11 protein-coding genes are annotated in these 14,112 nt (G+C 38.9%); 3 read left to right on the top strand and 8 right to left on the bottom strand.

Features of this window, described 5'->3' with window-relative positions; translation table 11 throughout:
• Positions 1-4: 4 nt before the first annotated feature.
• Genes OSO01_RS17820 through OSO01_RS17805 form a run of 4 tightly spaced genes read right to left on the bottom strand, consistent with a single transcriptional unit; the run spans position 5 to position 4,637 of the window.
• Positions 5-1,486: a Na+/H+ antiporter subunit D gene (locus OSO01_RS17820; RefSeq protein ID WP_147211796.1), complete on the bottom strand. Its 1,482-nt coding sequence runs from the start codon at positions 1,484-1,486 to the stop codon at positions 5-7.
• Entirely contained in the window at positions 1,479-1,811 is a 333-nt protein-coding gene (locus OSO01_RS17815) for a Na(+)/H(+) antiporter subunit C (protein WP_147211795.1), read from the bottom strand. The genes OSO01_RS17820 and OSO01_RS17815 overlap by 8 nt, the downstream gene beginning before the upstream one ends.
• 2 nt (positions 1,812-1,813) lie before the next feature.
• Positions 1,814-2,236 carry a Na(+)/H(+) antiporter subunit B gene (locus tag OSO01_RS17810; RefSeq protein WP_147211794.1) on the bottom strand — a complete coding sequence of 141 codons (423 nt, stop codon included), beginning with the start codon at positions 2,234-2,236 and terminating at the stop codon, positions 1,814-1,816.
• A complete protein-coding gene (locus tag OSO01_RS17805) occupies positions 2,223-4,637 on the bottom strand; it encodes a Na+/H+ antiporter subunit A (RefSeq protein ID WP_147211793.1) in 2,415 nt (804 codons plus the stop codon). The genes OSO01_RS17810 and OSO01_RS17805 overlap by 14 nt, the downstream gene beginning before the upstream one ends.
• Positions 4,638-5,815: 1,178 nt before the next feature.
• Here OSO01_RS17805 and OSO01_RS17800 point away from each other — a divergent pair.
• Entirely contained in the window at positions 5,816-6,511 is a 696-nt protein-coding gene (locus OSO01_RS17800; RefSeq protein ID WP_147211792.1) for an adenine nucleotide alpha hydrolase family protein, read from the top strand.
• A 95-nt stretch (positions 6,512-6,606) separates the two neighbouring features.
• Here OSO01_RS17800 and OSO01_RS17795 read toward each other — a convergent pair whose 3' ends face one another.
• On the bottom strand, positions 6,607-7,404 hold the full coding sequence (locus OSO01_RS17795; RefSeq protein ID WP_147211791.1) for a carbon-nitrogen family hydrolase: 798 nt from the start codon (positions 7,402-7,404) through the stop codon (positions 6,607-6,609).
• A 191-nt stretch (positions 7,405-7,595) separates the two neighbouring features.
• On the opposite strand from OSO01_RS17795, the gene OSO01_RS17790 reads away from it, so the two are divergent.
• Positions 7,596-8,225 carry an NUDIX hydrolase gene (locus tag OSO01_RS17790; RefSeq protein ID WP_147211790.1) on the top strand — a complete coding sequence of 210 codons (630 nt, stop codon included), beginning with the start codon at positions 7,596-7,598 and terminating at the stop codon, positions 8,223-8,225.
• A gap of 85 nt (positions 8,226-8,310) precedes the next feature.
• On the opposite strand, the gene OSO01_RS17785 is transcribed toward OSO01_RS17790, so the two are convergent.
• Both OSO01_RS17785 and glpT read right to left on the bottom strand, forming a co-directional pair.
• On the bottom strand, positions 8,311-10,179 hold the full coding sequence (locus OSO01_RS17785) for an ATP-dependent DNA helicase (RefSeq protein ID WP_147211789.1): 1,869 nt from the start codon (positions 10,177-10,179) through the stop codon (positions 8,311-8,313).
• 204 nt (positions 10,180-10,383) lie between these two features.
• Positions 10,384-11,736, bottom strand: coding sequence for a glycerol-3-phosphate transporter (gene glpT, locus OSO01_RS17780; RefSeq protein ID WP_147211788.1), 1,353 nt, complete (start codon positions 11,734-11,736; stop codon positions 10,384-10,386).
• Positions 11,737-12,076: 340 nt separating this feature from the next.
• Between glpT and OSO01_RS17775 the strand changes: the two genes are divergently transcribed.
• Complete coding sequence (locus OSO01_RS17775) at positions 12,077-13,138, top strand: NAD(P)/FAD-dependent oxidoreductase (protein ID WP_147211787.1); 1,062 nt, start codon at positions 12,077-12,079, stop codon at positions 13,136-13,138.
• A gap of 41 nt (positions 13,139-13,179) precedes the next feature.
• Here OSO01_RS17775 and OSO01_RS17770 read toward each other — a convergent pair whose 3' ends face one another.
• Positions 13,180-14,046, bottom strand: coding sequence for a Cof-type HAD-IIB family hydrolase (locus tag OSO01_RS17770; protein WP_147211786.1), 867 nt, complete (start codon positions 14,044-14,046; stop codon positions 13,180-13,182).
• Positions 14,047-14,112: the final 66 nt, after the last annotated feature.

Here is a 14,112-nt window from a genome sequence, read left to right as displayed (position 1 = left end):
CCGATTAATTACCTCCGAGTACTGCGTCAATATAGATTTGCGGGTTTAATAAAGTTTCCGCTGCATCCTGGACATACACAGACATAGGCTCTGCGCCTAATCCCAAAGCAATCGTCCCTAATGCTAAAATACAAGTAGAAACAATCCAGCCTTTCTTAGCTGGTACCTCTTCATCCTTACTTATTATCGTTTCCCCCCAAAAACTGGTAAGGAAAATACGCATAAGAGAGTATAGAACAAAGATGCTTGAAATAAACGCAAGAGCTAATAAAACATACGATCCTGCTGCTACAGTCCCTTCACCAATCAGCACCTTGCCGATAAAGCCGCTCAGCGGCGGAATTCCAGACAAGGACAAGGTTGTCAGGAAGAACAGCCACCCAAGTAGCGGATGGTTCTTAATAAGTCCGCTTATCTCGTCTATTCTAGTTTGCCCAGTTACTGCAATCATTGTACCTACCAGTAAAAATAGTAGTGCTTTTATAATAATATCGTGAATCAAGTAGTAAATGGATCCTTCTATAGCAGATGGCGTTGCCACAGCCAAGCCCACCAGAATAAAACCAACCGCAATGATTACATTGTAAGAAGCTACTAACCGGATATCCTTATAAGCAACTGCTCCAATACTTCCACCGATTAAAGTTAATGCCGCCAAAATTCCAATCAGCGTATGCGTAATTTGCTGTTCCTGGTAAAACAGCAGCGTAAATACGCGGAACATCGCATAAATTCCGACCTTTGTCAGTAACGCTCCGAACAAAGCCGCAATTGGAGTAATTGGAACGGAATAAGATCCCGGGAGCCAAAAATATAGAAATAACCCAGCTTTTAATGCAAATACAGTTAAAAACACGACGCTGATAACAGTCACCATAGGTGTTTGCCCTACTTCTGCAATACGTTCTGATATATGTGCCATATTAAGTGTTCCAACTACTCCATATAAATAAGCAATGGCTACGAGGAAAATCCAGGAAGAGACAACATTAATAATTACATACTTTATTGACTCGCGAAGCTGTCTTTTCTTTCCTCCAAATGCAATCAGCACATAAGATGACAGAAGCATAATTTCAAAACAGACAAACAGGTTAAAAATATCTCCTGTCAGAAAGGAACCATTTACCCCTGCTATCAGAAATAAAACAAAGGAATAGAAAAAGTTCTTTTCAAAGGATGGTTTGACCGAAGAAAAGGAATAAATTAAACACGCTGCAGCAACCACACTTGATGACAACACAAGCAGCATGGCAAAGCTGTCAGCAACAAACAAGATTCCAAAAGGAGGCTGCCAGCCGCCAAAATCAAGTCGCATAACACCATTTTGCTGAATTAGCTGCAGTACATAGACACTAATACCGATATTCCCAAGAAATACCAATAATGAGATTGTCCGCTGCGTTTTTACATATGGTCTTAAGAATAAAAGGATAATCCCGACCAGGACCGGGAGCATCATCGGCATAACAATTATATTATTCATCTGGATTCCCCCGTAACTTATCTAGTTTATCTGTCCCAATCTCCTGGTATGTTCGATAAGCAAGAACAAGAGAAACCGCAGTTACCGCAAAACCGATAACAATTGACGTTAAAATCAATGCCTGTGGAAGTGGATCTACTGGGTCTCCCTCACCGACAATTGGCACAGTCCCAGTCTTTAAGCCGGCAACTACCATAATAATAAGATGCGCTGCATGAGTTAAAATCGCAGTTCCGATAATGACACGAATTAAACTCTTTGACAGTAAGAGGTAAGTTGCTACTGTTACTAATACACCTGCCAGGATGGTTACTAACGTTTCCATATTTACTCATCCTCACTAATACTTAATAAGATTGTTACAACAACACCTACAACGACCAAGGCAACGCCGCCTTCAAAAATCGTAACAGTTGTCAGTTCTATTTCACCGAAAAAAGGTACATTAAAATAATCGAAGGCTTGTGTTAAAAAGTTGTCTCCAAATATCAATGCTCCAAATCCTGTACCTACGGATAAAAAGGCTCCAAAGGCAGCGACCAGTTTAAAGTCAATTGGCAAACCTTTTTGGATGGTTTCAATATCAAACACAATAAATAATAATACCAGCGCGGAAGCAAGAACCAGCCCGCCGCTGAACCCTCCGCCTGGACTGTTATGACCTGCAAAGAATAAATATACCGCAAGCGTCAGAATAATAAAGAAAACAAGTTTGGCCACTGTACGGAGAATGACATTATTTATCTTCAATCTGATCACTCTCCTTCTTGGCTTTCACCCGGATCATTGTATATACACCAATACCTGCAATTAAAAGCACGACGACCTCCATCATCGTATCAAATGCCCGGAAATCACCTAAAATGGCATTTACCATGTTTTTTCCGCCCGCAAGCTCATAGGAATTTTCAAAGAAGGTTGAAATAGTATCAAACGCTTTGTTTCCCTGAACCCCTAACGCTACAGCAGTAAATACCACTCCTACACCGATAGATATAAACAGGTTAATACTTTTCGTTTTCTTCGTTGTATCTTCCTTATCCAATTCAGGCAGAAAATAATAAGCAACAAGAAATAAAACCGTTGTTACTGCTTCAATAATCGTTTGTGTCAACGCCAGATCGGGTGCACGGAACAGTACAAAAAGAATCGAAATACCAAAGCCTAAAATACTATTTAAAACAATTGCTGTCAGCCGTGATTTCGCAAATAAAATGGTAATTCCTGCTATCATCATAGCCAGTATGACAAGCCACTCAAAATTAGAAATGGGTGCATTCTCAGGAAGCGTAAAATAATACGCTTCAGTAAAAATGAAAATACCACCAATTGCTAAAATAAAGAAGGCAAAGATATACACCATATAATCGCGCAAATAACGCGTCATGTACTTATTTGTAATAACAGTCGATTTATCCTCAATCTGATCTAATACAAAGCCGTAAAACACATTTATAGAGCGTTTTTCAGGGAACAGATTGTATACGCCGTACCAATATTTCCTTGTTATGAACAGCAGCACTCCGAAAAGAACAACTCCAATTGTCATAAATAATTCAGGCTTAAATCCATGCCAGGCATGGATATGTGTTCCAAGCTCGGCACCTTCTGCAGCGAATGTCGGGAAAATCCCGTTCATAGCAGGAGTAATCAAATTCTCTCCAACAATATTCGGCATGAAGAAAAATACAATAACAAGCAGTCCAAGTATAATTGGAGAAATGAGCATACCCGGTTTCGGTTCATGAGCCGGATGCTCTAATTTTTCTTCTTTATAAGGTCCCAGGAATGTTTTTACAACAAATACGGTTGAATAAACAAATGTAAAAACACTCGCTATCCAAGCAATAATTGGAATGGCTATACCCCATGTCCCCAGGCCAAAGAATCCTGCTTCTGTAATTTCCAGAGTGGATACAAAAAACATCTCTTTACTCAGGAAACCATTAAATGGGGGTAATCCAGCCATAGACATACTTCCGACAGTTGCGATTGTGAAGGTAACCGGCATTAATGTTATTAATCCCCCTAACCGCCTGATATCCCGTGTGCCTACACTGTGGTCCACAACACCTACAACCATAAATAAAGCACCTTTGAACGTAGAATGGTTTACTAAGTGGAATAACGCTGCAAATGTTGCTCCTGTATATACTACTGATTCTGTTGAATAGCCTAAATAAAGAGCAGCGGATCCCATACCAAACATACTCATAATCATTCCGAGCTGACTGATTGTAGAATAAGCCAGCAATGCTTTTAAATCTGTTTGGCGAACGGCATTAAAGGAGCCCCAGAAGAGTGTGAATATCCCGACTCCTGTAACCGCCCAGAACCAGACTGCTTCTCCGCCAAAAACTGGCGTGAACCGGGTAACAAGATAGATACCTGCCTTTACCATTGTTGCGGAGTGCAAATAAGCACTGACTGGGGTAGGTGCTTCCATGGCATCCGGAAGCCAGATGTGGAACGGGAACTGAGCCGACTTGGTAAAAGCGCCAAGCAGGACAAGCAGCATCGCCGGTATAAATAAAGCATGGTCGCTAATCGCTCCTACATTTGCAATTACTTCGCGGATACTCCATGTATTTGACATGGAACCGACCATAATAAAACCAACCAGCATGGAGATACCGCCAGAAACGGTAATAATTAATGACTTCTTGGCACCTTCTCTGGAACGTTTTCGCTGGTACCAGAATGCGATTAACAAGAAGGAAGAAATACTTGTTAATTCCCAAAAGACATACAATACAAGCATATTGTCTGACATAACGACACCTAACATAGCCCCCATAAACAGCATGAGGTATGTATAGAACGTGCCTATTGGCTCTTTAGAAGAAAGGTAATAGATGGAATAAAGAATAACAAGAGCTCCAACTCCGGAAATTAATAATGCCAATGTAAGACTGAGTCCATCCAGATAAGCCGTTATATCTATTCCATAGCTTGGAATCCAATTTATTGTCTGTACAATAACTTCACCGCTTGAAATGGCTGGGATAAGTGAAGCAAGATAAATGAATAAACCTGTCGGTACCAGAATAGCAAACCAGCCGACATGAATGTTTTTCAAATATTTATATAAGAAGGGTATAATTGCAGCAGCTAAAAATGGTATAAAAATAGCCAGTACTAAAGTCGACAAACGAGAACCTCCTATCATTTTATTGATTTTCTTTTTCGTGATTATGCTTCGAAAATTTCAAGTATCGTTTGCCCTTGACTTGCGTTCCCACACATAATCCGGGGAACTCAGGCAATAATCCCTTACCTTTACATCCTTCGTTTTCCTTATACTCTTTGTTGACGTATAAAAAGTACACACACATTTTATTTTAGAAAGTATGTTATTTACTAACTACCCATTGTGATGAATGAAAAAACGAATATCACAAACATAATGGTTATTTTGTCCGTAAAATGCTAATCTAATGATAGAAAAACATATTATTCTGGAAAACATTTATAACAGACTGTCTATGCTCCTCGTCACAATAAGGTTATGTTAGAAGAACGCCTTCAGGATTACAGTGCAAGTGAATTGAATAAAAGGCGGTTAAGTGGTTAAATCAATACTTTATGATTGCTTCTTTAAGCAATTTCAATCGTATTGAAAGGGATATTACTCACTTTGATTAAACGAAACTTGATTTAGCGGGACACTTTGCCCTAACATATTTAAAATGTTTTTCATGCCCAAACAGAGGAAAATTACGGACACTCATGCTGTGAAAAATCGTGGTAAAAAATAATAAGCCTTTCTTGCAGTAGAATATAAAGGCATTATGAGGTGTTAAAATGGTTGTTCGAACAATCTGATAAAAATAACACGAAGTTGCAGCATCAATCATGAGGTCATATTTTTACAGGCCTCAGCAGAACACACACTAAAACAATAAGTCTTCACAATCACACATAAATATTATACAAGAATTTATCTGTACTTGCATGCATGACGTTGTGATACGCTTATAAAATCTTTTTGTGTCACTTTAACTGAATTAAAAGGATATAATTAAATTTACTTGCAACTTGGAAGAAATACTTGTATAAAGGACTTTATGATAATCATAATTAGTAGGAATAAAGACTTTTTTATATGTCAATTACTTCTTCAAATTTTTTCTTCCCTGGTACTATACGAAAATCGAAATACATGTTAAAATGATACGGTTTAAAGGTAAAGAAACTGTCACGAGGAGGTTTATACCTTCTCTTTCCAGGTTAAATTAAGAATAAAACAATTCAGTTCCTTTTCGGATAAATATTGATTTTTTAAATATAAATAGCAAATGACTATGAAAGAAAGGTGCGGTAGATACGATGAAAAAAATCAGAGGTCGCATGGATGAAAGTATTTTAGTATGTGTTTATTATGGTCCCAACGGAGAACGCCTTATCCGCCGGGGCCATAAGCTGGCACAAATCATGGATTGCCCATTATACGTTTTAACAGTAGATGCCCTTCCTTACGATGAATTTGATGCAGATAAATCAGGTTTTGTCGAACATTGGAAGGAGCTGTGTGAGGAACTAGATGTAGAGGAATTTATTATACGTGATAATGAGAAACGTTCCGTAAGAGCAATTAAAGAAGTAGCGCACACGCACAATATCACACAAATTATTATTGGGCAAAGCGCACAAAACCGTTGGGAAGAGATTACGAAAGGTTCTTTTGTCAACGTGCTTCTCCGGGAAATTTCTTTCATCGACCTTCACATTGTTTCCGTGGACCGTACATTAAAAAGTACAGATGATACTATTTACGAAAAAGGCGTACGTGCATTTATCCAGGAAGACAGTGAAGCACCCGGACAATATCGTTTGAAATTCACCCGTTCCAAGCATAATTTATACGAAGGAATTTTCTATAAAGAGATTGGAACAGATTTCAATAATGGGGTATTCAAATTCATTAACAACAAAGGGAAGACCTCCCAGGTTCATATTACAGAAAATGTATGCACCGGCGAATTAAAAGAACCGCCAAATATCAATAACCATTCTATTCATTAAAAAAGACTCCATGCGACAGTGATTACTCCCGAAAATCAGATTTTACATTCTGGTTTTCGGGGACTGCACTGACATTGGAGTCTTTTATATTGCTTTTATTTCCAGCCTTGATACATTTCAGGCACCCTGCTTTTAAATACGGGAACTTCGCTGCGTATACGTTCCACATTTGAAATAGCAATTGTCTCAATCAGTGTTTCTACTCGTTCTTCCGATCCCTCTTTAACAGTCGTCCCCCATGGGTCTACAACTAATGAGGTTCCGCAGAAATCAACCCCATTATAAGAACCTACCCGGTTACTTGAAATAATATAGCATTGATTTTCAATGGCCCGTGCCATTTGAAGTGCCTTCCAATGATCCTTACGTGCTGATGGCCATTCTGCTGTTATATAAATCACCTCAGCTCCTGCTATCGCCAATTCTCGGGCTAACTCTGGAAAACGAAGATCATAACAAATAAGCAGTCCCATCTTTACTCCGTCTAACTCAAACAGACGTACCTGTTTTTTCCCACCTGTTAAGTAGTCTGGTTCATCTAACATAGGGACAAGATGTATTTTGTCGTATGTATAGACCTCCTCTCCCTCATTATTGATAACAAGTGCTGTATTATAGATTGCACCATCCACTTTATTAGCAAATGATCCGCCAATAATATGCACATGATGCTTTTTAGCCAATTCTTTCAAAAAACCCCTTGTAGGTTCTCCATCCAAATCAGCAATTTTCTCTAATTGTGCTAATGTGTATGCAGTCGTCCACATTTCCGGAAGAACAATAATATCAGGTTTCTCTGTTCCTACCTGTTTTTCCAGCCATTCCTTGATGTGTTTACGATTACCTTCCGGGTCTCCAGGGATAATATCCATTTGATAGATAGCATGCTTCATCTCGCACCCGCCTTTCTCATTTCAATTCTTATTCTAGCAGAAATTGTTATCTTTATATTAACATGTTGTCTAAAAAGGATAAATTTCAACTCGTATACATATTATAGATTCTAAACGCTATACATGACAGCAGCCTGAAAGCATACTAGAATGGAAATAGAACTTAGTAAGAAATTTAGGGAGGATACGGCATGCAGATAGAAAATATTCTGAACGAATTAAAAGATCGTACTCCTGCATTAATGGGACATCAGCACTTTAAACGATCTTCTGTTTTGATTCCTTTGATTGAAGTGAATGGAGAAACTCATATTCTCTTTGAAGTCCGCTCGATGAACTTAAGAAGCCAGCCGGGAGATATCTGTTTTCCAGGAGGACGCATGGATCCGGAAGATAAGAGCCCTGATTATACTGCTATCCGGGAAACAATTGAAGAACTGGGTATAACAAAACAAGATATATCCGAACCAATTCCGCTCGATTATATTGTAAATGATTTAGGAAGAATCATTTATCCTTTTATCGGAAAGCTGAAAAACCTAAAAAATATCCAACCAAATCCTGATGAAGTGGATCATATTTTTACTGTGCCGCTCTCCTTCTTCTTAGAGAATACACCCGAAAAATATAAAGTGCATCTGGAAATACAGCCAGAGGACAACTTCCCTTACCATCTTATTGTCGGCGGTGAGGACTATGAATGGCGTATCAGGGCTCTGGAAGAACTCTTCTACCGATATGATGATAAAACTATTTGGGGGCTTACTGCTAAAATCCTTACACATTTTATCGACTTGATTAATGAACAAAAAGACCTTTAATACGTCTAAACGTATCAAGGGTCTTTTTGTTCAAACTGTTGTTTAATCTTAAAAACTTCTGTCCGGCGAACAGAGCGTTTTAGATTTAAGCCTGTTTCCAAATATGCACAACTCCTTTATCGTGCTCCGTACGGATTAAACGGCCTATACCTTGTTTTAAACGAAGCTGCATATAAGGTAAATCGATTTCTTCATATGGATTCCCTGCATGCTTGCGTTTTGCTTTAAATACAGGATCATCCGGCGGATATGGCAAGGAAGCAATAATAACCTGTGTTAATGATTCCCCTGGTACATCCAGCCCTTCCCATAAATGATATGCACAAAGCGTGGAAGAAGCGTTTAATTGGAACGTACGAACCAATTCACTGATTTCCTTGTCACCCTCAAATAATAAGTCAAATGACCATTCCTTTTCTTGCGCCCATTCCCGGAACACCTGCATCTCCTCTTCGGAACGGAATAAAATAAGGCTGTGGCCTTCATTATCCTGAAGCTGCTGCGCAATTCCTTCAAACTTTTCTGTATCATCCGTATAGCTATGATCTTTTATCGTACGTACTTTCTCATATTCAAATGGGGATTCGACAGAAAATGACTCATATGAATCAACACCCAGACTTCTTGCAGTATACGAGAAGTCACCATCCTGAGAAAGCGTTGCGGAAGAGAAAATAAATGGAATATTTTTTTGGAATACTTCTTCCCGCAAAACATCCTCTACGAGCCTCGGCATAATAACCAGACTACTTTCATCTCCATCCTCTTCCAGCCAGTAAACTCCCTCATCATCCTTTAGGAAAATCGATAACCCGTACGTGAAAAATTCCAGATATTCTTCAATAATCTTTGTATGATACGCATCCATAGTAAACAATTCTGCATCAAAAACTAGCTGTTCTAATAACTCTTGAACCATTTTTTCTAATCGCTCAGCCATCTCAATCATTTTTGGATTTCTTGGGATTTCCAGCCGATTAGATCCTTCTACACGTACTGCAATTTCTGTAATAAGATCAAACCAATCATCATGAAGCGTCATAATGTCCTCTGCTAATTGCAGCGATTCTTCCCGAACATCCTGCCCCTGGTATCCTGTCAGGACATTTGTGATATTCTGATAGTTAAAACGATAGGTTAACCCTTTTTGTGCTGAAAATTCCAGCAGATGCCCTTCATCAAACACAACTGCACCTGCTTCTGGAAGTAATGGAAGCTGGCCTTCTCTTATCCGTGATTCTTTCGTCCAGACATGCTCCATGTAAAAATCATGTGAGCAGATAATAATATCCTGGGCATGGCGATAATAATCACGATGCAATGTCTGCGCACTACGATGTCTAAAGTCACATGTTGCACACTGCTTCAAAGGGTCCCAGCCAATCTGCTCCCATTGCTTATCAGAAAGCCATGGGTAATCTTTCCGGTCCCCGTAAGGATAAAATGACTGCATCGAGATACCCTGATCAAAAACAAAGTCTGGAACAGAATCATGTACATCCAGAATTTCTTCATCCTCAGTGTATTCGGACAAAGGGTCCAGTTTTTTCATGCAAAGATAATTTTCACGTGCTTTAGCCAAACGGACATCTACTTCCAAGCCAAGTGCTTTTTCAAGCTTATCAATATCTCCGCCTTCTTTGACCAGCTGTTCAATCAATGTTTCATCAGCACATGAAATAATAACCGGCTTTCTCATATAACGGGCATAACAAATTGCATACAATAGATAGACAATCGTTTTCCCTGTTCCGACACCTGCTTCTGCAAAGATTGTCTTTTTATGCTTAAAAGCCTGCTCGAGCTGAAATGCCATATAAATTTGTTCATCGCGCAGCTCAAAGCCTTGTTCAGGTAAAATATCATAAAAAACATCGCCGATATAATCTCCTAAGCGATCAAAAAATTGCTCATTTTTTGCTACAGTAAACGGGATTGATTTCATTCCTGCCATAGGCAACTCCTTTTTCTTCTATTATCTATAAAATGTTTTAACTTATTAATCAAAAAGCACTCTTAATCGTACCATTATTTCTAAAACTCTAGCAAGCTATTCCCTTTTTTAATATTTTCCCATAAAAAAAGTGACATATCTCATAAATATAAAGAGATACTGCCACTTTTTTCTTTCGTCTAAACAAAAAATATTTTTCTGATTTTAATTCTTTACAACTTCTTGTCCGCGCACATTCCAAGTTAATGCAAAGACAAACATTGCCAAGGCACAGGAAACAATTAATAATATAAAGCTTCCTCCCCAGCCAAAGTGATCAATAACATAACCCATAATGATATTGGCTGTTACTGCACCGCCCAGGTAACCAAATAAGCCTGTTAATCCTGCTGCAGTCCCAGCTGCTTTCTTAGGTACTAAGTCCAACGCTTGTAAACCGATCAACATAACCGGTCCATAGATTAAGAAGCCAATAGCAATTAATGCTGCATTATCAATCATCGGATTTCCAGCCGGATTCAGCCAGTAAACAAGAACAGCAAGCAGTACTCCGAACATAAAGACCACGCCGGCAGGCCCGCGACGGCCTTTAAAGAATTTATCGGAAATCCAACCACATAGCAGTGTACCTGGAATTCCAGCCCATTCGTATAAGAAATAAGCGAAACTGGATTCACTCATTTCAAATCCTTTTGATTCATTCAAGTAGGTGGGAGCCCAGTCCAGCACTCCATAACGCACAAAATAAACGAATATATTGGCGAATGCAATTGCCCATACCCATTTATTATTTAAAACATATTTGAAAAGAATTTCTTTCGTTGTTAATTCTGTTTCTAATGTTTTTTTATTGTTTGTCGGATAGTCGTTACGATATTCCTCAATTGGCGGCAATCCTTCTGATTGGGGAGTATCACGAATTAGCATATATGCAACAACTGCAAGCAGCAGAGCAACAATCCCTGGGAGGATAAATACACCTTCATAGCCTACGAAATAGCTTCCAGCAAAGATAGTCATTCCTAATGTTGCAATTGGAGCCATTAATCCTCCGCCAACATTATGGGCAACATTCCAAATTGAAGTCTTTGTACCGCGTTCACTTACACTATACCAGTGAACGAGGGTACGTCCTGATGGAGGCCATCCCATAACTTGAAACCATCCTAGTAAAAACATCATAACAAACATAATAGCAATAGAAGATGTAAAGAATGGAACAAACCCCATTAATAAACTGACAACAGCAGATAATACGAGCCCGCTTGTTAAAAAGACGCGTGGATTACTCCTGTCTGATACAGTACCCATAATAAATTTACTGATTCCGTATGCTAAGGATACAGCAGATAGCGCAATTCCAAGCTCGCCCTTAGAATACCCTTCTTCAATTAATCCAGGCATTGCCAGGGAAAAGTTCTTACGAAGTAAATAGTATGCTGCGTAACCAATAAATATTCCCATAAACACTTGAAAACGGAGTCTCTTATAATGGGAATCAATTTGATCTTCAGGCAGCCTCTCTTTTTCCGGTGCTGGCTTAAACATCTTAAACAAAACAATTTCCTCCTTATGCCTCTTACTTTCTATGTTGAACTCGAACAGTATACACCTAAGTCACAATTTTATGAAGACAAAAAAGGAAAATCCAATTATTATTAATTATTAAATAAATGTAAAATTTTATTTGAAGAAAAAAGGCCTTTTCTTAATGAATTTTCTCCTCTAATATTAGTTGCTTTAGAAAAACTAAAAACCCCTATAATAGATTGACTTTTTTGAATAAATTATCCTTTTACGATTAACAAACTACTGCCTTAATCTTAATGACATCGCCTTCATAATTTGTTACGCTAGTATCTGGAAGAGTTTCAAATTAAATAAGGGGTGTAACACAATGAAGCGAGTTGTTCTTGTTGGAGGTGGATATGGCGGTGTTAAAACGCTGCTTGGCCTTCTTAGCCAAACATTATCCGATAATATACATATAACTGTAATTGACCGTAATCCATTCCGTTCACTGAAAACCGAGTTCTATGCAATTGCTGCTGGAACTTCAGCAGACCATGATGTCCGCGTTGATTTTCCAGATGATTCCCGCATAAAATATATTTTTCGGGAAATCACAAAAATTGATGTGGATAATAAACAGATTATTATTCAAGATGAAGATTCCATTGTTCTCTACGATTATTTGATTATCGGATTAGGCTGCGAGGACAATTATCATGGAATCCCTGGAGCAGAGGAATACACAGAAAGCGTTCAAACCTTTGCGAAAGCAAGAAAAGCTGGTGTTGCAGTAGGGAACTTAAAGGCATATGGAAAAGTATCTGTTATCGGGGCGGGCTTAAGTGGTATTGAGGTTGCTTCTGAAATTCGTGAAAGCAGACCAGACTTAAATATCCGCCTCCTTGACCGGGGAGATACCGTATTAAAAACCCTGGACAGCAAAATCCAGGCTTATGTAGAAAGATGGCTGACAGAAAATAATGTGGATGTGATACATAATTCAACGGTGGAATATGTAGAACATGATGGCGTATGCAATAACGGCGTTTGCTATTTAAATGATGTTACCATTTGGACTGCCGGAGTACAGCCTAATTGGCTTGTGCGTGAGCTTCCATATACTAAAGATCGGCACGGTAAAGTAGTCGTCAATGATTTTTATCAGGTTCCGGAAGATCCTTCTGTATATGTTTTGGGTGATTGTGCTTCCAGTGAATATTCGCCAAGCGCCCAGCTTGCCGGTCTGCAGGGAGAACAGATTGCAGAAATTCTTCTAGCTGTTTTAAACGAAAAGCAGCCGAAGAAGCCGAAACCTCTCAAATTAAAAGGAACTTTAGGTTCCTTAGGAAAATCAGACGGATTTGGAAATATGGCTAAAAAGCCAATGACAGGATTATTGCCGAGACTCGCAAAATCTGGTGTACTATGGTTAAGTAAAAGACATTAAAATAAAGATGCCAAGCTAATTCTCAGCTTGGCATCTTTATTTTATTTATCCAATTCTCTTAACATCTCTTCAATAGCTTTTGCTACACCGTCTTGATCATTTGCCACCGTTTCATAATCGCATAGCTTCTTGATTTTATCAGAGGCGTTGCCCATAGCGACACCACGTCCAGCCATTTCCAGCATACTCGCATCATTCCAGTTATCACCCATTGTCATGACGTCTTCCATTGACCAGTCCTTATCCTCAATATACTTCTGAATAGCTAAACCTTTTTGAGCTTTTGGATGGTTAAATTCAAGATTCGTATCTCCAGAAGAGGTAATCACTGCTCCTGTTTCATCGCGAAGCTTTCTCTTAGCCTCCTCCAGCTGATTTTCCTCAAACGCAAAGGTGAGAATTTTATAGATTTCTACATTCTCATCTTTTAATGCTGTCTGCAAGCTTTCCACAAAGGAAACTTCCTCTAATTGAAATCGCTGTTCTACCATTTCGCGCATTTCTTCCTCGGAAATATCTGGATTAGCTGAACGCATAATATCGATAAGCACATCTAAAAAATGCTCCCTGCTTTCAGAAAGAACTCCTTTATTTGTAAATAACTCTACATACATCCCCAGCTTGCTGCACTCATTGGCAATTCGCGCAGCTACCTGCTTGTCCATAGGAATACTGTTTATTTGTTTCCCGTTTTCCAGGTATGTTACAGCTCCATTTAAGCTCACTACCGGACAGGTTATCCCCGCCGCCTGCAGAGGGATATTCGCAGCATGATAGGATCTGCCTGTTGCTACAATAAACTCAATACCTTTCTCCACAGCTATTTTTACTGCTTCCGCATTTGCCTCGCTAATTTCTCCATTTTCATTAAGTAATGTTCCATCCATATCTGATGCAATTAATTTCATTATACCTAACCGCCTTTTCTATAAAATAGAACTTAAAAAAACAAGGAATTCAGGGTATTCTCTAAA

It is taken from the genome of Oceanobacillus sojae (assembly GCF_007991515.1).
GTDB lineage: Bacteria > Bacillota > Bacilli > Bacillales > Amphibacillaceae > Oceanobacillus > Oceanobacillus sojae.
This window is presented reverse-complemented; position numbering and strand designations above follow the sequence as displayed.